This is a genomic window from Terriglobales bacterium (genome assembly GCA_035561515.1).
In the GTDB taxonomy this organism is placed as follows: domain Bacteria; phylum Acidobacteriota; class Terriglobia; order Terriglobales; family Acidobacteriaceae; genus DATMXP01.
The window spans coordinates 95019-114763 of record DATMXP010000035.1; the positions used below are offsets into that span (position 1 = coordinate 95019).

Here is a 19745-nt window from a genome sequence, read left to right on the forward strand (position 1 = left end):
AGACGCGCCATCTGCCTGACCCACGGCCCGTTTTGGGAAACTTTGTGTCAAGGGGGTCAACGCTCCGCAAAAACTGTAAGTTCCTGATTTAACGGCAAATATAAATTTGGAAAAGTTGGCAGAGTACCCCCTCCAAACTTGCTATTCTGAAAATGTAGGCAATTGGATCGGCAACAACGGATATTCATTACGAGCAGTATTTTCCAAATCGGCAAGGACGATGAGCTTTAACTAATCTCCACAACTTGTTGAAAAATAAATACATTGCTCGCAACCCAAACAGAATCACGAACTTACGCGAAAGTACCCTCGTAAGTTGCTGATTTCAAAAGACCGCTACATTTTTTTAAGTCTGCGACACACACGATTGGGCATGAATAGATGACATCAACATTGCAACTGTGCGTTTCATTGACCCGTGTCACCTGCTCATTTAATGTGACCGTTTGGCGTCTGGCCACCCATCTCGGATGAAGCGTAAGAAACAAGCCATTGCAGTCATCGTCGCCGCAGCGATCCTTGCCGCGCTCGTGTACCTCCAGTTCCGTCAATGGCAGCAGTTCGACTGGCGCGCATTCAAGGCGGGCACAAGCGGGATCAACTGGTGGCTGGTGCTGTGGGGAGTACTGATGGTGCACGTGGCTGACTTCCTGCGTGCCTTACGGTGGAAGGTGTTCCTCCGGCCTAGTCGCCCCAAGGTCCCCTGGACCTCGCTGATAGCGCCGCAGTTTGTCGGATTTGCAGGTCTGGCGATCCTGGGCCGTCCCGGCGAACTGATCCGCCCGTACCTCATAGCGAAGCGGGCCGATACGCCCGTGACCGCACAGGTAGCGGTTTGGTTCGTTGAGCGCGCCTTCGACATCACCTCGGTCACCATCATCGTCGCCGCCGACATATTCTTTGTTCTGCCGCCGCATCTGCGTCAGCAATGGCAAACCGCCGGATATATCCTGATCGCCTTCTCGGCCGCGTTCGTAGTAGCGCTTTACGCTCTCTGGAAGCAGGGCCCGGCCATTGCCGACTTTGCCTGCCGCTTAATCACGCCCATTTCCGGCAATATCGCCGGCAAGGTCGGACGCAAGCTTCGCACCGCGAGCGGCGCCCTCCACACTATTCATGACTGGCAATCTTTCTTCGAAGCTTCGCTCATCTCCGGCATTATCTGGATCCTCGTCTCCGTCGCGTATCGCGAAGTTTCGCTTGCCTTCCCTGCTCACACTGGATTGCACGCCCTCGGGATCCCTGAAGTCATCCTACTGATGGGGGCCAGTGTTGCAGGCGGCGTTTTGCAGTTGCCAGTCGTCGGCGGAGGCGCGCAACTGGCGTCTATCGCCGTTTTGAGTTCCAGCTTCCACGACGTGGTTCGACCCGAACTTGCAGTCGCCGCTGGAATCCTTTACTGGCTGGTGACCTTCGTTTCCGTCGCACCCATTGGCTTGGTACTTGCCCGCTTCGAGCATGTCTCGCTCCGCAAGGTTGCGCAGGAACCGGAACCCAATGGTGATCTTCTCGAAACAGATGCTGCGAACTGAATCTGGTCCGCTTGTTACAATGAAGGTGCAATGAAATGTCCATTCTGCGGGCATCCCGAAGATAGAGTCGTGGATTCCCGTGAAAGCAAAGAAGGCGAGTCCACTCGCCGCAGGCGAGAGTGTCTGAAGTGCGAGAAGCGCTTCACCACCTATGAGCGGATCGATGAGATCCCCTACATGGTCGTCAAGAAAGACGGTCGTCGCGAGAAGTTCGACCGTCAGAAGGTCCTCAGCGGACTGCTTCGAGCCTGCGAAAAACGGCCAATTCCAATGGGAAAGCTGGAGCAGATCGTGAATGAAGCTGAAAGCTTTGTGATCGATTCTCCAGAGCGCGAGCGCCGCACCAGTGAAGTCGGCGAACTCATCATGAACCGCCTTCGCAAGTACGACAAAGTCGCTTACGTCCGTTTTGCCTCTGTTTATCTGGATTTCAAGGACGTCAAAGAATTCATGGACGAACTGAAACATCTGCTCAAAACCAAGGAATCCGCTGAGCAGAAGACCGGCCTCAAGGCCTGATAGTTCCAACCTTTAAAGAACGCACTGATATGGCACATAAGATTACGCTAATTCCTGGCGATGGCATTGGCCCCGAGGTAGTCGGAGCCACTGTACGCATTCTCGAAGCAACCGGAGTCAAGTTCGATTGGGAGTCTTTTGCCGCTGGCGCGGATGCCTACGACAAGTTCGGCGAGTACATTCCCAAGGAGCTCACCGACGCCATCGAACGCAATAAGGTCGCCCTCAAAGGACCGATCACCACGCCGATCGGCGGCGGCTTTGCTTCCATCAATGTCACGCTCCGCAAGCGATTCGAGCTTTACGCCAACTTCCGGCCTATCCGGAACTTGCCCCACATTCCGACCCGTTATCCCGACGTGGACCTTGTCATCATCCGCGAGAACACGGAAGGTCTCTATTCGGGAATCGAGCACGAAGTTGTTCCCGGGGTTGTGGAATCGCTGAAGATCATTACGGCGAAGGCTTCCACCCGGATCGCCAAGTTCGCTTTCGAGTACGCCCGCAAGAATGGCCGCAAGCGTGTGCATTGTATTCACAAAGCCAACATCATGAAGATGTCCGACGGACTCTTCCTCCGCTGCACCCGCGACATCGCCAAGGGCTATCCCGAAATCACTTACGGCGAGCACATCGTAGACAACACGTGCATGCAACTGGTGACCAACCCTTACCAGTACGACGTCCTGGTACTCGAGAACCTTTACGGCGATATCATTTCCGACCTCTGCGCGGCCTTTGTCGGCGGCCTCGGTCTCGTGCCGGGTGCCAACATCGGCGATGAGATCGCGATCTTTGAAGCGGTTCACGGTTCGGCGCCTGACATCGCCGGCAAGGACTTCGCGAACCCGACAGCGGTGCTGCGTTCAGCCCTGCTGATGCTTCGCCACATTGGCGAACCCGAGGCGGCACTGAAAATCCGCAATGCCATCGAGTACGTCTATCGTGACAAGAAAAACCTGACCCGCGATGTCGGCGGCACTGCCAGCACCACCCAGTTCACCGACGCTATCATCGCGGCCATGCAGGGCCAGGCCGTCACGGCATAAGCCTTCGGGGCAGACCCCGGTCTGCCCCACTAAACACTAGCCACATTCTCACCACTGTCATAAGCTTTCGCTTGCGCCATGGACAACATCCGTCTGTCGCTGCTGCACACATACTTCCTGTTTCCGTTCTCGATTAATTCCGCCCGGCTGATGTCCGGTAACGAAGAATATTGGGTCAACACACCGCACTGGCTCGACGGCTTCGAGCAGTGGCTGAATGTCTGCGCTCTCTCCGATAAGGCCGGCATTCGCGACATCCTGGGCTGCTGGCAGCGTGACTCCTACACTCGGTTTGACATGGACTCCCGCGCATACGAAGACATGGTTTTCTTCCACCCGTTCGTCCGCCATGTTTTCTTTGATACCCAGAACGCCGGAACCGACCCAAGCCTCGCCCTGATCCGCTGCTACACGATCCCGCTGGCCGGAAAAGAGGTTGTGTTGAGTGCGACCGACGACAAAGGCCAGGTTCACTCCGTCTCAGTCACGGAGTTGCGTTTGTTCGTATTCGCGAACGGAGTCGGCATTCTTTCCATCGGAGTAGAAGCTCGTGACATTCCCGTCAAGGAGGCACTCTGGATCAACGAGCAAATGCGCAAGATCTATCCCTCCAGCGGACGGCAGCGCCGCGAGGGACGCATCCCTACCTCCTTCAGCTTGAGTGTGAAACACAACGGGAAGCTGGTCGAGATCGTGAGCGAAGACTTCGATTCCGCCACGATGGTCGGACTCGAGCCGCCTCTCTCGTCGATCATTCGTCGGCTTCTGTACTTCATCGACTACTACAAACATCAATACGAACAGGTTCTCGACGAGCGCATGATCGTTTACTCCTACTTCGACGTGGACCAGTCCACCGCGCCACCCGACTTTATCAATACGCAGGAGTACCAGGTTCTCTTAAGCCTGCTGCTCTACGTCGATCAGTATTCAGACAAGTTTCGCTACGATCGGAATTTCATCCACGGACGGATGTTGCAGCAGATTTACAGCCGCTGGGCGCACGAAGGCACCTACTACGGTTACACGGCCTACAGCAACGTGGCCCTCACCTTCGGCGTAGGAGACCGCGGAGGCCACTGGGTTTCCGAGGGCTTTCTCATCCACCGCATGTTCAGCACGCGATATTACCTTATGGCTGTCGTAGCCCTCTTTTATCGAGCTACGCTGCTGATGTTCAACGAAAAGGTGGCACTCGTTTCCAAGAGCCTGTATTCAGATCTCCAACGAGGCGAGTACAAACGCGAGAACATCGACCTTGCACAATCGTTACGCGGCGAATTTCTGCACTTCACCAACTACTGGTACTTTGAGGAACTTGCGAACAAGGACGAGGAATCCGAGCACTTTGATCTCCAGGTACGAGAGTTCCGCCTTGGCGAAACCAAATCAGAAGTGGAAAAGGAACTTGCGTCCCTGAATAGCTCGCTGACCGAGTACTATCAGACTCGCAACACGTCAGCCGTGAACCGGTTGGCCATGTTGAGTTTGATCTTTGGCGCGGGCGCAATCATCACGGGCTTTTTCGGGATGAACTTCGGGCGGCGTTTCAGCAATCTCTTCTTTGAACCCAGTACAAACCCCATCGCTCACGAACTTGCCATTACCCTGGTAAGCCTGTTCACGGTCGGCGCGCTATTCTTCGGCATGTACGTGATCGTATCCAACTGGAACGATTACGGCTTCATTCTTACCCGCAAGAAACGGCAACGGCGCGCTCGATTACACGGAAACGTCGATCTTGTTGGCACCAAACCAGATGTACCTGGCACATCTGAAAGCGCTAACCAGCAGACCTGACCCATACACGCTGCTGTGACGTGTATCGCAGCAGCGTTAACTCTCCATCAGTAAACTGTGCTCCTATGGCCCGTTTTCTGCTGCTCTTCGTCTTTGTTGCCGCTCCTTGTTTTGCCCGCGAATGCGTACCGTTCGAGAAAGCACCCGACCATATCGGCAAGACTGTGTGCATCTCGGGAACCGTACTGAAGGTTGCAGCATCAGAGTCAGGCTCTATGTTTCTTGACTTCTGCGAAGACTACCGCAAATGCGCCTTCACGGTTGTTGTCTTCCGCAGGGACCTGTTTAGAGTCGGTGACGTACGCGTCCTGGAAGGTAAGCCGGTGGAGATTACAGGAAAAGTCAAAAAGTATCGTGGCCGCGCAGAAATCATCCTGAGAGACCCGGCCCAACTGGAAGGCGGAAGCGGTGCGCTTCCGGAAGTTCCGCGGACCTACGACGCTGATAGAAGGGGAAGCTTCAGCGCCGGAAAGTTCGACACCGCGCGCTCAAAGCATCAGACACACCGGAGGAGTACCCGGCCCTCCGAAGGGGAAATCGACGACGAATAGTCAGCGTGGAATTGACTTCAGTGCGGACCGCAGCGTCTGGATCGCCAACGCCGCTGCGTGCTTCGAGGCCTCCGGCAAGCCACCCACTTCCGTTTCAATAGTGTCACTGTTCAGATCGGCAGCCTTCTGAACCGTGAGGCCCTGTAATAGATCAGCAAGCCTGGCGCCGCATGCAATCGCCGGCACACATCCCTTGGCACGGAAGCGGACCTCAGTTATCACCCCGGCATCGACGCGAAGCGACAGCCGTAGAACGTCTCCGCAAACAGGATTCTGAGACTCCACTGCTACCGTGGCTTTGTGGACATCTCCGACCTTGCTGGAATCCTGGAAATGCTTGAGCAGTTCGGCAGAATACACGCTCTCATTGTAGCTATAATCACCAGCGGGGTGAGTGTGAACTACTTCCACTACGCGAAGTCCGTGTTCCAGCCGAAGCGGCTCGAATCTGTTTTCCTGTTTGTCACCTCCACCTGCAACTCCCTTTGCCGGACCTGCTTTTATTGGGATGAACTGAACAAGGGACGCGACCTGACCTTCGAGCAGTTGCGCCGCGTGAGCGAGACCGCGCCCCAGTTTCACAAGCTCTGGATTTCCGGTGGCGAGCCGTTCCTCCGCAAGGACCTGGCGCAAGTGATCGAACTCTTCTACGTCAACAACCATATGCGGCACGTCAACCTGCCGACGAACGGCCTTCTCCCGAGGCAGGTTGAATCCGCAGTCGCCTATCTGCTGGAGCGGTGTCCCGAACTTGTCATCGACCTCAACTTCTCTCTCGATGGGCTAGCCAACACCCACGACGCCATCCGCGGAGTGCCTAACAATTTTGAGAAGACGCTGGCGACCATTCATCGTGCTGAAGAACTCTGGTCAGGTGAACGGCGGCTGCGCCGCAATGTCGTGAGCTGCATCACGTCTGAGAACTACCGTGAATTGGTTGAGCTCGGATTGCAGATGATGAGGGAAACGAAATCCGATGGGCACTACTTCGAAATCGTCCGTGGTAATCCCCTGGATCCGGCGTTGAAGAAGATCCCGCTGGAAGAGCTGAAGCAACTTCACGCGCGTCTTCTCGTGTTCCACGAACACTACGCGGATAAGCTGTTTGGGCATTTGAGCCAGCCCGCAGGGGCCCTCGCCAAGGCCTATTATCTCGGCAACATCAAGCTCCACTTCGACATTCATCAACGCAACCATTACAGCAACCGCGCATGGCCGATGCCGTGTACCGCCGGACAGACTACGATCGTCATCGATCACGATGGAACATTCCGTTCCTGCGAAATGCGACCCAAGCTCGCCAATCTCAACGAGTTTGATTTCAATCTCAACGCGGCCCTGCAATCGCAACAAATGCAGGAAGAGGTCAAAGCAATTCCTGCCGCGCAATGCTGGTGCACCCACGCTTGCTTCATTCACTCCTCGTCGAAGTTCAGTCCCAAGGTGACGCTGTTTGCTATTCCGTGGGCTTACCTGCGGCACCGGTGGAATCGTTTGCCTCTCATATCCGCGAAGGAACTTGAACCCTATCGAGTGACGGATGCTCCGCTGACCGACTCATGAGCGAGTTTCCTCAACGAATCGTGTCGTTACAGCCCAGCGTTAGCGTGACGCTGCGTGACTTGGGCCTGCTCGGACGCGTGGTCGCCTGTACGAAATACTGCGTCGATGTCGTCCCGGAACTTGCGGGTTCAGGGCGACTCATTGTGCATGACTCCTGGACGGCGCAGAGTGATCAGATTCTCGCCGCAAAGCCCGACCTTGTGATTGCTTCCGTGCCATACCAGGAAAAAGCGGTAGGCGAGATTCTTCGCGCCGGACTTCCCTTCCTTGGCCTTTCGCCTCGGAGTCTGGCCGACGTCTATCGGGATATCACGATGATCGCGAGCGTTGCCGGTGCAACGGAACGCGCGGAGCAGGTCGTCAGCAATATGCGGTCCCAGATTGAGTGTGTGCGTGAGAAGAGTGCCGGACCGTCTGTCTCCGTGTACTGCGAGGAATGGGGCAAGCCGCTGATTCACTCTCAGCCGTGGGTCGCCGAGTTGGTCGAGGCGGCGGGCGGAAAGTTTCTCGGGACTCCCGGTAAACAAACCGATGCCGAGACCATACGTCGCTCGGAGCCTGAGGTGATCATTGCGGCCTGGTGCGGTGCTGGAGATAGAGTGCCGCTGGAGAAGATCATCAAAGACAGGAACTGGCAAGATACTCCCGCCGCCAAACACGGCCGCGTCTATTGCGTCCAAGACGAGTTTCTCAATACGCCTGCTTCCACGCTCATCGCGGGGCTACACGCAGTCGCCTACGCCATCCATCCCGACCGATTTGCACAACCCACAGGAATTCGACGAATCCGCTGTGATTAAATAAAGCCATGCCGCTCAGGACAGAATTCGATGTAGTTCGCGATCTCAAGTCCGCGGCGCGAACTGCGCCGACGGTTCACGTGCTGATGGCGACGATCTGCCACACACTTGCGCACAGGCTATCCGGTTATAACTGGGTCGGCTTTTACATGCTGGACCAGTCCGATCCGAACACGCTTGTGTTGGGACCTTTTGTCGGCGCACAAACGCCTCATACCCGTATTCCTCTGAACCAGGGAATTTGCGGGGCTGCGGTCAGCCAGGGACAAACGATCATTGTCGACGACGTGAATGCCGATCCCCGATATCTCGCCTGCTCGCTCGAGACGAAGTCGGAGATCGTGGCACCCGTCTCCGTTCACGGGAAGATCGTTGGAGAACTCGACATCGACAGCCACGAGCCAGGGCGATTCAAGGCCGAAGATCGCGAGTTGGTCGAAAAGTGCGCGCAGATCGTAGGCGAATACCTGGAGCAACGTAGCCGATGACGCGTGTGGTTGCAGGACTGATTACGCGAAACGGCGATATCGTCATCTGCCAGCGCACCAGACATCAGTCGATGCCGCTGAAATGGGAATTCCCCGGCGGAAAGATCGAGTTCGGCGAGCAACCTCGTGACGCCTTGCGGCGTGAACTGGAGGAAGAGTTAGGGATCCAGGCAACGATCGGGGATGAAGTCAGCCGGATCGTGCATACGTATCCTAACGGCGGAACGGTGGAGCTACGCTTCTTCGTCGTAAGCGAGTACAGCGGCGAACTGGAGAACCGAATCTTTCGGGATGTTCAGTGGGTGAACCGCTCGAAGTTGCCGGAATACGATTTCCTAGAGGCCGACGAACCCGTCGTCCGCGACCTGGCTGCCGGCAAACTCCCTTTAGGCTAACGGCAACCTAACTTCCAGACGCGACTCGCCTTTTGCAATCTCTCCCCCGAGTGTCCATATGTAGCTGCGTGCCGCATCACAACGAATCTCGCGGGCTTTGCTGTCGGTGTCGGCTCCATCTTGGGCCCGGCCGCTTCCCTTCCATTCGACAACGATCACCGCATCCGACTCCTGTTTCATCGCACGAATCTCGATTGCACTTCCACGATGAAGCCTAGCAATCAACGGGACGATCAGGTTGCCGAGCGAGCGCATCAGTTTCGCAGGATCTGCCGAGATGTAAGCAGGACCCATCTCTGTGAGCAGTACCCGCACATCAGCTTGCTCCGCCGCGAACGAGGAAAGTTCATCCACCAGTTGCGCAAGCAGCGGCGCGAGATCGACAGTGCCGAACCGCTCGCCCGGATCCGTGGATTCCGCGAGTTCCCGGATGGCTTGGGTCAACTCCATCACGGTCCCCGCCCTGGCCAACGCGTCCTCGACGCGCTCCCGGTATTCGTCATGGCTATTAGCTTTGATCAACGCGAGTTCGAGTCCGCAATGCAGGCCGGTAAGCGGCTGGTGAAACGAATGAAACGCTTCGGACATCGCCTTCCGGCGCTCCCGGGTGTGGTCAGTTGAAGTTCTAGGCATGCGGGACCTCAGTGTGGCTCAGCAGATAGCCGACTCCCCGGACGGTATGAATCAGCTTGCGTGTGGCGCTCTCGTCTATTTTTCGGCGCAGGTAGTTGATGTAGACGTCGACCACATTCGTGCTCGTGTCAAAAGAGATGTTCCAGACGTGCTCAATAATCATCGCGCGGGTAATGCAGCGCCCAGTGTTGCGCATCAGGTATTCGAGAAGAGCGAACTCCTTGGAGGTTAGATCCACCCGTTGGCCGCCCCTTTCCACCCGACGCTCAACGCGGTCTAAAACGAGGTCGTCCACCTGTAGCAAAGTTTGCTGTGGCAGCTTTCCGCGCCGCATCAAGGCCCTGACGCGGGCCGATAGTTCTGAAAACGAGAACGGCTTAATCACGTAGTCGTCCGCTCCCTGGTCCAGCGTTGCCACGCGATCCTCCACCTTGGAGCGCCCAGTCAGAACCAAGATGGGAACGCTTTCTTTCACTCCTCGTACCTGATGCAGCACGCTGAGGCCGTCGCGTTTCGGCAGGTTCAGGTCCAGCAGGAGCAAATCGTAGTCGTAAGTGACAGCGAGATCGCACGCTGTTTCGCCATCGGAAGCTACATCCACCGCATAGTGTTCGGACTCAAGTCCCTTGCGCAGGAACGTAGCCAGCGGCGCATCGTCTTCAGCGATGAGAATTCTCATCCCTCTCTCCCGAGTGACAATTCTCGGCCACCATGGCAGTTTTTGGCTGTGATGTTTGCCACAATCGGGACTAACTATTTCGTTTTTGGCACTCGGGACCAAATCAGGAAACTGAAGGTATTGCCGGAATCACCGATGTAACTGCTGCGGGGCGCTGAGTCCAGTTCCTCGAGCATAAGAGCCAATGAATTCCCGTATTCCCGCAATCCTGGTTGTTGACGACGAAGCACCGGTACGCGAGTACCTTCGTGAGGTCCTATCGCCCATCTGCGACCGAGTTTCTGTGGCTTCGAATATGGGCGAAGCAATTCGTTGCATGGACGAACGCGTGCACGACGTTGTGCTGGCGGATATCTGTATGCCGGGATCGGGCGGCATGGACTTGCTGCAACTGGCGTTGCACCTGAACTGGGATTGCAACGTCGTTCTGATGACAGGTCATGCGCGGCTGGAACATGTTGTGATGAGCGTCCGGCTGCAGGCCGCCGATTTCATTCTGAAGCCGTTCACGCAGGACACTCTGACCGGCGCGGTTCAGCGTGCGTACAACAAGCTCTTGATCAACCGTCAGAAACGAGCTGAGCGAGAGGTGCTCAGTTCGGGATTGATCGAAAGGACGCAGGAACTTGAATTCGCCCATCGCTCTCTTCGCCGCAGCTACCGCACCACGCTGGAGACGTTGGTGGCGACATTGGAAGCCCGGGAATATGAAACTTATGCGCATTCATTCCGGGTACGCGCCTACGCGATACACCTCGCGCGATCGATGGGGTATCCCCAGGATCAGCTTACGAAATTGGCATACGCGGCTTTATTGCACGATATCGGAAAGATTGCGGTAAGCGATTCCATCCTGTTGAAACCCGGGCCGCTGACACCACAGGAATTTCAGGTCTTGAAGAGCCACCCTGCGATAGGGGAGCGAATCGTCAGCCGGATGGGCTTTTTGCAGGATGCCTCCAAGATCGTACGTCACCATCATGAACGTTGGGATGGACTTGGATATCCGGATGGACTGGCGGGTGTTGACATTCCGATTGGTGCAAGACTTTTCGCAGTTGCCGATACGCTGGACGCGATGACCTCGACTCGTTGCTATCGGGGAGCGCTTTCGCTTGCAGATGCCAGGGCGGAGATCAAGAAGAACTCGGGCAGACAGTTTGATCCTGCGATCGCCGGCCTGGTTCCGCAGGTTCCTGACCTTACCTGGCGCGAACTGCGCGCCCGGGCGGATGCTGACGCACAGGCGGCGATCATTCCCGAGGACCCGATTCCTGGCCGCCCTTCAGAGCCTCCTCCACCTTTGCCAATAACTGTTTCATCGAAAACGGCTTTGCCAGGAAGTGCGCTTCCAGAGGAACCGAGTGGGAGTTTGTAAGGTGTTCGCGCGGAAACCCGGAAATGTGAATGATCTTCACCTTCGGATACCGGACGGCGAAGAAACCCATCAGGTCTTCGCCGCTTAAGCGCGGGGCGGTTACATCCGTGATCACCAGGTCGATGATGCCCTCGAATGACTGGCACGCCGCGAGGGCCTGCTCGCCGTCGGCCGCTTCCAACACAGTGTGACCCTGCTCGCGTAGAACAGTAACTACGAGTGAGCGAATTACGTCGTCATCCTCGATCACCAGCAGCTTGTGTGGCGCCGCCCCGAGTTTCTGCGCCGACTGTCCTTCTGGGCTGGTCATCGGCAGGTAGATCTTGAATGTAGAGCCCTCGCCGGGCTCGCTGTACACCCAAATAAATCCCCGACTCTGCTTCACGATGCCGTAGACCGTGGAAAGCCCCAGACCCGATCCTTCGCCCTGCGGTTTGGTCGTAAAAAACGGTTCGAAGATATGGTCTCTGACTTCTGCGGCAATGCCCGTACCCGTGTCGGTCACGGCGAGCAACGAATACCATCCGGGAGAAACCTGAACATGCGTGCGCGCGTAGTCATCATCGAGATAGACCGCGTGCGTCTCAATGATCAGTTTGCCTCCATTGGGCATGGCATCGCGAGCGTTCACAGCCAGGTTCATGAGGATCTGCGAAAACTGGCCGGGGTCAACCATGATGTTTCCCGCGTCGGGATCGAGGATGGTGATGAGCCGGATATCTTCCCGCATAATGCGATTCAGGAGATCAATCGTCTTGAGAACGGTGTCGCTGATACTGAGGACTTTCGGTTGCAGCACCTGTCGGCGGCTGAAGGCGAGCAACTGGCTGGTGGTCTCCGCGGCACGTGTCGCGGCGCCCATGATGCCTTCCACGTATCTGCGCTCCTTCCCTTCCGGAGAATTCCGCAGCAGCAGTTCCGCATAGCCACGAATCGCGGTAAGCATGTTGTTGAAGTCGTGCGCCACGCCGCCAGCCAGACGGCCAACGGCTTCCAGCTTCTGCGCCTGCATCAACTGCAACTCCAGTTCACGCCGCTCGGTAAGGTCGCGCATGATGAACAGGTGATGCGCATCGCGAAAATTCGGTACAAGCGACAGACCAATGTGACGGGTCTTTCCGTCGGGACAGCGAAACTCGGTTTCGACGCTATATTGGCCGCCCTGAATTGCTGTAGCCCGGAACTGCTCAACGTTGACGCTTGAGGTGAGTAGCGTCCCCTGGACTTTACCGATTATGTCGGCGCGCGGAATGCCGAATATCTTCTCGGCAGCGTGATTCACTTCCACATACATCCAACCCGAATCGGTGATCAGCAGCCCGTCGGATGAGCTTTCAAAAACGGCCCGGAATTCCTTCGCGGATTGTTCGAGTGCCTGTTCGGTGCGTCGAAGCTCCGTGATGTCCTGTCCGGCGCCAATGATCAGATCCCCCGGTCCCTTCGCGTCGTGCCAAAGAATCCAGCGCTCTTCTCCTGACTTGCTGATGAGTGGCGTTGGATAGGGGACACTCTGAGGCGGCAACTCACCGCGTGCGATTCGCATGATCTCTACATGATGCCGCGCGCGCGCTTCGGCGTCGTTGGTGAGTGGCAGTTCCCAGTAGCTGTCGCCCAACACCTCTGCCGGAGTGTATCCAAGAATTCTCTCGACCGACGGGCTTGCGTAGACAATCTGGCCGTCGCCGTTGGCAACGAGAACCATTGCCTGGATTACGTTCAGGATGTCTTCGGAGAGATTGGGCGAAGGCGGCGGGAGTTCGCCGCGACGGCCTGCGTGTGGACTCTTTTTCTGCATAGGTCAACTGACCCAAACTGACGAGCCCACGGTCACACTCAGCCGCTTGGGAGTTAGGCTAGCTTCACAGGTTCCTAACTCTCACGCTGTGACGAATGACAATCTAACAAGTGACGAATCTCAGTCGCACCGGACGAGTGCGCCGAAAACAAGAAAGGAGAGGCCGCAGCCTCTCCTTCTCACATCACCTCAGGACTAGTAGAGTCGGAAGTTCACTTCCACGTTGATCTGAACCGCCACGGGTTTTCCATCCTTCATGGCAGGCTCAAACGTCCATTTGCGAACTGCTTCGATTGCTTTCTGATCCAGTCCCATACCGAGCGACCGGGCCACCTTCACGTCTCGCGGACGACCGTTCTGGTCCACAATCAACCAAAGGACAACCGTGCCCTGATACTTGGCCTTACGAGCTTCTTCCGAGTAATCCGGATCAGGAGTGTTCAGTGCACGTGGCGCAGAGACGCCACCGCCGACGCGGAACACGCCGCCGCCGATACCGCCGCCACGGCCTTGGCCGACGCCAGGCCCTTCGCCGACGCCAACGCCACCGCCGCTACCCGCGCCAATACCGCCGCCCGAACCCGTTCCGTTCGAAGGTGGTCCTGAAGGCAATGCGGACATCGGATCGCCGAGGTTCGGCATGTTCCTCGCCATGTTCAACTTCACCTGGGGAGGGATGACCACCGATGGCTCTACCGGCAGCTTCGGATGGTCGTTTCGAATGACCATCGCTGGAGGCGTGATCTGCTCCATCGACTGCTTGGGCAACTTACCCTTCGGCGCAACGAGTTTGTCGCGGTCGCCGCCGCCACCGCCGCCGCCAATCGTGTCGTTCTTCTTGTTCGAGATCGGCAGGTACTGGCTGATGTCCGGCGCAATCAGGGTGACGTGCTCCTGCTTGGCGACTTCAACCACTTTCTTGCCAGCCACGGACAAAAAGATCAGTCCGCCGATGAGGGCGGCATGCAGCATCGTGCTGCCCACTGCGCTTTTCTTCTTGTAGTTGTAGTCGCCCCAGATGTCTTTGACTTTAACTGGCCGCGAGGTCAGTTGAAGCGGGGGTAGCTTCTCAGGGAACAGTTTTTCGTGGACTTGTCTCGCCAGCGACCGCCACATGGGCTCGTCCAGCTTTTCTGGCCCAAGCAGCAGGTTCAATTCCGGCTGCGGGTTCCGACGGAAGCTCTCTTCGTTAACGGGAGGAGGTGTCAAAACTTGATTCGCCATACCTAAATCCGGGTCTCGCTCCTCTTTCTTTCTGCTCCTCTTCGGAGTGTCGGAGATGCACTAACCAGATGAGCACATCAGATGCCAAGTTGGCTTTTTTCTCGGTTACTGCGTTTCAGAGCGATTCAGCACATCCCTTTGGCCCTAAGTTGATGGTTCTCAGTACATAGACTGGGAGTTACTGTTCACACTCTTAGATGCCCAAGTACTCTTCTCCGACGTTGGAATCGAACCTTAACCACATTTTTCTACCGATTCCTTAGTCCCGGTGGGTCAGATGGTGGCACTCACGTTCACAATCTTTCCACCTCCGGAGAGGAGTGAAGACTAAAACCCCACTTCATCTCCTATGTTGCGGGACCGGAATCCGGTCGCGCGCACAAATTACACAATGGGAGTAGAAGCTACGCCAGTTACGAAAGACATTAAGCTGGGGCCAAGAGCAACGGTAACCTGTCGCGATATCCCCGACTCAACGTGAGTTCCTTGCCTGTGGTGAGAATCACCACATATTCCCCCGTAAACCACGGCCGGAGCTCCTTGATCCGCTTCCGGTTCACAATGACCGACCGATGAATACGGATGAAATCCGAGTCGGACAGCTTCGACTCGAAGGAACTCATCGTGTCGCGAGTCAGGTACTCGTTTCCGCCGCTGTGCAACCGAACGTAGTTGCCCGCAGCTTCCAGGTAGTCGATCTCGTCCAGTTGGATGAAGACCGTCCGGCCAGCCGACTTGATCGGGAACCGCTTCAGGCCACGACGCTCCACCATGCTCTCCATGAACCCGGACAGCCGGGAACGCTGGTACGTGCGCCGGAATTCCAGCTCCTTTTTCGCCCGTGAAAGAGCTCCCGCAAGACGCGCTTCTTCGAAGGGCTTCAACAGGTAATCGAGAGCATGAACTTCGAATGCGCGCAGGGTGTAGCGATCGTATGCTGTCACGAAGATCACGATCGGCATGTTGTCGATCCCAACGGCATCGATGACGTCAAAGCCGTTCATCTCCGGTATCTCGATATCGAGGAAAACCAAGTCGGGCTTCAGTGACTCAATCTTCTGGACGGCGCTATTTCCATCACTGGCGATGCCCACGACGTGAATTTCGGGATCGGTGAGCAACATGCGATGCAGCGCATTTGCTGCCAGTCTCTCGTCTTCGACAATTAGTGCTTTTACTGTGCTCATCCGACAGACTCCTCTTTGGTGATATTCGTCTCCAGTGACTGAAAAGGCAATTCGATCCAGACCTGAGCCCCTTGTCCTGCAGGTCGAAGTTCAAACACGAAATCGCTTCCAAACAATTGCGACAACCTGGCCCGGGTATTTGCCAAACCGATACCGCTCGAGTGAGCGGACGGCGCCGGAGGGCGTCCATCGTCGGTGATCGTGATCTTCAGGCGGTCACCAATCCTTGCCGCCCGTATCTCGATCGTGCCTCCGGAAGCCTTTTTGCTGATCCCGTGCCGAATTGCGTTCTCCACCAGCGGTTGCAACAACAGATTGGGAACCGCAGCGTCCAGCACCTCAGGAGTAACTTCCTTTATGACCTTTAGCCGCTCTTCGAACCTCGTCTTCTCGATATCGAGGTAGCTATCCAGGAACTCCAACTCTTCCTGCAACGGCACCATGTTGGATGAGACGTGGTCCAGCGAAAGTCGCAGTAAATTACTGAGACGGGAGATCATCAACTGGGCCTTGCGACTGTTCTGCGGGGCAAGGTTGTAAATGGTGTTCAAGGTGTTGAAGAGGAAATGCGGCTGAAGTTGCATCTTCAACACTTGCAACTCGGCGGAAGCGAGTCTCGTGGCCAGCCTTTCCTCGTTCAGCGCGCGCCGTTGCATTTCCTGCGCATAGACCCACGCATTAAAGGCGATCACGATACAGGTGAATCCCATCGCGTCATTCAGAACGAAGGATCGAATGGCGATCGTCACCTTTTCCTTGTACGTGTACTCCAAGGTCTTGGCATTGGCCATCGGGCGCACAACGAAGGGCAAAACGAAGGGCCGAACCGTGACGTGCGCGATCATGAAGGCAAAGCCCATCAGAAGATAGATCGCGACTCGCGGCGCCCACCGATTGAACCGGGCGTGAACATGAAAGAGCGCCATGATGACCGGAACGGTCAGTGCGGCTCGGAGCCATGCGTCACCGACGGTGAGATAAAGCAGTCGCTCCAGCGGGAACGAACTGCGCTCATCCATGGTGTTGGCGTAGCTCTGGAACGCCGCCATGATGCCGAACAACGTCCACAAAATGAACGTCAGCAAGATCAGGCGACGGAAATTCCGGTTCTGTAGAGACGCTTCCAAGCGACCCCCCACCCTTTCGCGGTTAAGCATGACTCCCGTTTATCCTCCAGACAAGCGACTTCATCCCGAAAACAGGTACACTCACAACTCTGATTTCAGGCAGTTTATCCTCCGGAACACCCTTCTTGCCTCGTTATAATGGATTAAGTCCCTGAATGGAGATAATGCTGGAGTGCCCCTAGAGCTCAAGGCAACAATCAACCTACCGAAAACCGCGTTCCCCATGAAGGCCAATCTTCCGCAAAACGAGCCGAAGATGCTGAGCCGCTGGGAGGAGATGCGGATCTATGACTTAATCCGCGAATCCCGAAAAGGTGCTCCCCTGTACGTGCTCCACGACGGACCGCCGTACGCCAACGGCCCTATCCACCTGGGCACAGCCATCAATAAGTGTCTTAAGGACTTCATTGTTAAGTCCAAGACCATGGCCGGCTTCGATGCCCCTTATATCCCCGGGTGGGACTGCCACGGGTTGCCGATCGAAATCAAGGTCGACGAGTCGCTTGGCGGCAAGAAGCTCCAGATGGACCCGTTGACGGTTCGAAAGATCTGCCGCGAGTTCGCCCAGAAATACCTCGATCTCCAGCGTAAGCAGTTCAAGCGCATCGGTGTGTTCGGACGCTTTGACGACCCATACTCCACCATGAATCCTCAGTATGAGGCGGCGGTCGTCAGCGCACTCTATAGCTTCTTCGAAAAGGACGCTATCTACAAAGGACTGCGCCCGGTGTATTGGTGCATCCACGACATGACGGCGCTCGCCGAAGCGGAAGTCGAGTACGAGAATCACACGAGCCCCAGCATCTGGGTGAAGTACCGGCTGCAATCGGATCCGCGCGACATTGATTCTCGTCTTGCGGACGAGCGCATCCATCTCGGGAAAGAGATCAACACCATCATCTGGACCACCACACCGTGGACCCTTCCCGCTTCGATGGCAGTAGCGTTCCATCCAGATGAAGAGTACGTGGCTCTCGCCACCAACGACGCTATCTACATCGTCGCCGAGAAGCTGGCGAAGGTGACTGCGGAGAACTGCGGCTTTACGGACTACAAGGAAATAGCGCGCTTCCCTGGCCGGAAGCTTGAACATGCGTACTTCTACCACCCGTTCCTGCCCTGGGAAGAGCGGAAGATCGTCGGCGTACTTGCCGAATACGTCACCATGGACCAGGGCACGGGCGCTGTCCACACCGCGCCTTCGCACGGTGCTGACGATTTCTACACCGGCGTGAAGTACAAGCTCGATCAGACCTGCAACGTGGATGCCGCAGGTCGCCTTGTGCAGGGACTTCCCGAGTACCAGGGTGAAACCGTCTTCAAAGCGAATCCGAAGATCGTGGAACTCCTGAAGTCGAGAAACGTATTGCTTCATTACGAGAAGATCGAGCACTCATATCCTCATTGTTGGCGTTGCCACAATCCGGTGATCTTCCGCGCGACTGAACAGTGGTTCATCTCCATGGAATCCAACATGGACGGCAAGGGCACCACCCTGCGTCAGCGGTCGTTAGAAGAGACGCGCAAGGTGAAATGGGATCCAGCCTGGGGCGAAGAGCGCATCGGCAACATGTTCGCCACCCGGCCCGACTGGTGTATTTCGCGCCAGCGCGTTTGGGGTGTTCCCATCGCCGTGTTCTTCTGCAAAGGCTGCAAGCACATCCTGAATAATCCGGAAGTGCACAAAGCTGTCGTGGACATGTTCGCAAAGGAAGGCGCCGACTCGTGGTATCGCACGCCGGCCGAATCCATTCTTCCGGCTGGAACCAAGTGCCCGAAGTGCGGCGATGCGAAGTTCGAAAAGGAGATGGACATCATCGATGTCTGGTTCGAATCCGGTTCGAGCTACTTGTCGGTTCAGTCGAACGAGGCGGGATTCCCCTGGCCTGCGGATATGTACCTTGAAGGCGGCGATCAATATCGCGGATGGTTCCATTCCTCCATGCTCTGCGCCATCGGTGCAAAGAACTCTTCGCCTTACAAAGGCGTGATCACGCACGGCTGGACGCTCGACGATCAAGGGCGCGCGCAATCGAAGTCCATCGGAAATACCACGGACCCGGTCGAAGTGGCCGAGAAGATGGGCGGGGAGATCGTCCGTTTATGGGCGTCATCGGTTGACTTCCGAGAAGACGTGGTCGGCTCCGAAACGCTCATGCAGCGGGTGGCCGAGAATTACCGCAAAATCCGCAACACCTTCCGGTACATCCTTGGGAACCTGAACGAATTCGATCCGTCGAAGCACGCGGTACCGTTTGCGGAAATGGAAGAGATCGATCGCTACATCTTGTTGCGGACAGCTGAGCTCTCCCGCGAGGTTCGGAAGTGGTACGAACAGTTTCAGTTCCACAAGGTCTATCAGTTGCTTCTGACCTTTAGCTCGGTTGACCTTAGCGCCGTCTATTTCGACATTCTTAAGGACCGGCTCTACACGTCGGCGCCAAACGGGAAACCCCGGCGCTCGGGTCAGACGGCTCTCTGGAAGATCGGAGAAACGCTTGTCCGGCTGGCTGCGCCGATCATGAGCTTCACGGCCGAAGAATTCTGGCAGTTCCTGCCGCCCGTAAGCGATCGTCCGAAGTCCGTGCACATAACCAAGTTCATGGACGAAGCGGAACTTGCAGGCACGGCTGATGCCCAGTTGATCGCGGACTGGCAGACTCTTTTACGTACACGCGACGACGTTCTGAAAGCGCTGGAAGAGGCCCGGAACAACAAACAAATTGGCAGTGGGTTAGAAGCGAAGGTGGTGCTAGACGTTCCAGCCAGCATCTATCCTGTTCTGGAGCAGCACGCAAGCCAACTGCGCTACATCTATATTGTGTCGGCGGTTGAGCTCGGAAAGAGTGCAGAGACGAACGGCACCGGGACGGTGAAGGTCACCGTGGAGCGCGCTCCTGGACAGAAATGCGAGCGCTGTTGGAACTACTCGACCCACGTTGGCGAGTACACTCCATATCCGACGGTATGCGAACGTTGTGCGGCGGTTTTGCCTGAGTTTGAATCCGCCGCCGGAGCTTCTTAG

General features: G+C 56.4%; 17 protein-coding genes and 1 pseudogene. 11 read left to right on the forward strand and 7 right to left on the reverse strand.

Annotated elements, in window-relative coordinates; genetic code table 11:
* Window positions 1-470: 470 nt before the first annotated feature.
* The 5 genes from VN577_15805 (at window position 471) to VN577_15825 (ending at window position 5451) form a co-directional block, all read left to right on the forward strand.
* Complete coding sequence (locus VN577_15805; GenBank protein HWR16294.1) at window positions 471-1532, forward strand: lysylphosphatidylglycerol synthase transmembrane domain-containing protein; 1062 nt, start codon at window positions 471-473, stop codon at window positions 1530-1532.
* Between the two features lie 30 nt (window positions 1533-1562).
* Window positions 1563-2051, forward strand: coding sequence for a transcriptional regulator NrdR (gene nrdR, locus VN577_15810; protein ID HWR16295.1), 489 nt, complete (start codon window positions 1563-1565; stop codon window positions 2049-2051).
* A 29-nt stretch (window positions 2052-2080) separates the two neighbouring features.
* Window positions 2081-3100, forward strand: a complete 1020-nt coding sequence (locus VN577_15815) for an isocitrate dehydrogenase (NAD(+)) (GenBank protein HWR16296.1) — start codon at window positions 2081-2083, stop codon at window positions 3098-3100.
* Between the two features lie 78 nt (window positions 3101-3178).
* On the forward strand, window positions 3179-4900 hold the full coding sequence (locus VN577_15820; GenBank protein HWR16297.1) for a hypothetical protein: 1722 nt from the start codon (window positions 3179-3181) through the stop codon (window positions 4898-4900).
* Between the two features lie 65 nt (window positions 4901-4965).
* Entirely contained in the window at window positions 4966-5451 is a 486-nt protein-coding gene (locus tag VN577_15825; GenBank protein ID HWR16298.1) for a hypothetical protein, read from the forward strand.
* Here the strand turns inward: VN577_15825 and VN577_15830 are convergent, their stop codons facing one another.
* Complete coding sequence (locus VN577_15830; protein ID HWR16299.1) at window positions 5452-5811, reverse strand: iron-sulfur cluster assembly scaffold protein; 360 nt, start codon at window positions 5809-5811, stop codon at window positions 5452-5454. It lies immediately after the preceding gene.
* 36 nt (window positions 5812-5847) lie between these two features.
* Between VN577_15830 and VN577_15835 the strand changes: the two genes are divergently transcribed.
* Genes VN577_15835 through VN577_15850 form a run of 4 tightly spaced genes read left to right on the forward strand, consistent with a single transcriptional unit; the run spans window position 5848 to window position 8697 of the window.
* Window positions 5848-7014: a radical SAM protein gene (locus VN577_15835; GenBank protein HWR16300.1), complete on the forward strand. Its 1167-nt coding sequence runs from the start codon at window positions 5848-5850 to the stop codon at window positions 7012-7014.
* Window positions 7011-7814 (forward strand): ABC transporter substrate-binding protein, encoded by an 804-nt coding sequence (locus VN577_15840; protein ID HWR16301.1) that lies wholly within the window; start codon window positions 7011-7013, stop codon window positions 7812-7814. Before VN577_15835 ends, VN577_15840 begins: the two co-directional genes overlap by 4 nt.
* An 8-nt stretch (window positions 7815-7822) precedes the next feature.
* On the forward strand, window positions 7823-8302 hold the full coding sequence (locus VN577_15845; protein HWR16302.1) for a GAF domain-containing protein: 480 nt from the start codon (window positions 7823-7825) through the stop codon (window positions 8300-8302).
* Window positions 8299-8697, forward strand: coding sequence for a (deoxy)nucleoside triphosphate pyrophosphohydrolase (locus tag VN577_15850; GenBank protein ID HWR16303.1), 399 nt, complete (start codon window positions 8299-8301; stop codon window positions 8695-8697). Before VN577_15845 ends, VN577_15850 begins: the two co-directional genes overlap by 4 nt.
* Here the strand turns inward: VN577_15850 and VN577_15855 are convergent.
* Window positions 8689-9330 carry a hypothetical protein gene (locus VN577_15855; protein ID HWR16304.1) on the reverse strand — a complete coding sequence of 214 codons (642 nt, stop codon included), beginning with the start codon at window positions 9328-9330 and terminating at the stop codon, window positions 8689-8691. The two genes, VN577_15850 and VN577_15855, sit on opposite strands and share 9 nt — an antisense overlap.
* Window positions 9323-10009: a response regulator transcription factor gene (locus VN577_15860; GenBank protein HWR16305.1), complete on the reverse strand. Its 687-nt coding sequence runs from the start codon at window positions 10007-10009 to the stop codon at window positions 9323-9325. The genes VN577_15855 and VN577_15860 overlap by 8 nt, the downstream gene beginning before the upstream one ends.
* 184 nt (window positions 10010-10193) lie before the next feature.
* Here VN577_15860 and VN577_15865 point away from each other — a divergent pair.
* Window positions 10194-11171, forward strand: a pseudogene (locus VN577_15865) (HD domain-containing phosphohydrolase).
* Between the two features lie 91 nt (window positions 11172-11262).
* On the opposite strand, the gene VN577_15870 reads toward VN577_15865, so the two are convergent.
* The 4 genes from VN577_15870 to VN577_15885 form a co-directional block, all read right to left on the reverse strand.
* On the reverse strand, window positions 11263-13182 hold the full coding sequence (locus VN577_15870) for a PAS domain S-box protein (protein ID HWR16306.1): 1920 nt from the start codon (window positions 13180-13182) through the stop codon (window positions 11263-11265).
* A 195-nt stretch (window positions 13183-13377) separates the two neighbouring features.
* Complete coding sequence (locus VN577_15875; GenBank protein HWR16307.1) at window positions 13378-14406, reverse strand: energy transducer TonB; 1029 nt, start codon at window positions 14404-14406, stop codon at window positions 13378-13380.
* Window positions 14407-14831: 425 nt separating this feature from the next.
* A complete protein-coding gene (locus VN577_15880) occupies window positions 14832-15593 on the reverse strand; it encodes a LytTR family DNA-binding domain-containing protein (GenBank protein ID HWR16308.1) in 762 nt (253 codons plus the stop codon).
* Window positions 15590-16720 (reverse strand): histidine kinase, encoded by a 1131-nt coding sequence (locus VN577_15885; GenBank protein ID HWR16309.1) that lies wholly within the window; start codon window positions 16718-16720, stop codon window positions 15590-15592. Before VN577_15885 ends, VN577_15880 begins: the two co-directional genes overlap by 4 nt.
* Before the next feature lie 223 nt (window positions 16721-16943).
* Between VN577_15885 and ileS the strand changes: the two genes are divergently transcribed.
* Complete coding sequence (ileS, locus tag VN577_15890; GenBank protein HWR16310.1) at window positions 16944-19745, forward strand: isoleucine--tRNA ligase; 2802 nt, start codon at window positions 16944-16946, stop codon at window positions 19743-19745.

Bases quoted from the DNA above. Each gene is read 5' to 3' on its own strand.
- VN577_15860 (HWR16305.1), bottom strand. From the start codon at position 10,009: ATGAGAATTCTCATCGCTGAAGACGATGCGCCGCTGGCTACGTTCCTG.
- VN577_15805 (HWR16294.1), top strand. From the start codon at position 471: ATGAAGCGTAAGAAACAAGCCATTGCAGTCATCGTCGCCGCAGCGATC.
- VN577_15875 (HWR16307.1), bottom strand. From the start codon at position 14,406: ATGGCGAATCAAGTTTTGACACCTCCTCCCGTTAACGAAGAGAGCTTC.
- VN577_15820 (HWR16297.1), top strand. From the start codon at position 3,179: ATGGACAACATCCGTCTGTCGCTGCTGCACACATACTTCCTGTTTCCG.
- ileS (HWR16310.1), top strand. From the start codon at position 16,944: ATGAAGGCCAATCTTCCGCAAAACGAGCCGAAGATGCTGAGCCGCTGG.
- VN577_15825 (HWR16298.1), top strand. From the start codon at position 4,966: ATGGCCCGTTTTCTGCTGCTCTTCGTCTTTGTTGCCGCTCCTTGTTTT.
- VN577_15840 (HWR16301.1), top strand. From the start codon at position 7,011: ATGAGCGAGTTTCCTCAACGAATCGTGTCGTTACAGCCCAGCGTTAGC.
- VN577_15870 (HWR16306.1), bottom strand. From the start codon at position 13,182: ATGCAGAAAAAGAGTCCACACGCAGGCCGTCGCGGCGAACTCCCGCCG.
- VN577_15815 (HWR16296.1), top strand. From the start codon at position 2,081: ATGGCACATAAGATTACGCTAATTCCTGGCGATGGCATTGGCCCCGAG.
- VN577_15845 (HWR16302.1), top strand. From the start codon at position 7,823: ATGCCGCTCAGGACAGAATTCGATGTAGTTCGCGATCTCAAGTCCGCG.
- VN577_15855 (HWR16304.1), bottom strand. From the start codon at position 9,330: ATGCCTAGAACTTCAACTGACCACACCCGGGAGCGCCGGAAGGCGATG.
- nrdR (HWR16295.1), top strand. From the start codon at position 1,563: ATGAAATGTCCATTCTGCGGGCATCCCGAAGATAGAGTCGTGGATTCC.
- VN577_15850 (HWR16303.1), top strand. From the start codon at position 8,299: ATGACGCGTGTGGTTGCAGGACTGATTACGCGAAACGGCGATATCGTC.
- VN577_15880 (HWR16308.1), bottom strand. From the start codon at position 15,593: ATGAGCACAGTAAAAGCACTAATTGTCGAAGACGAGAGACTGGCAGCA.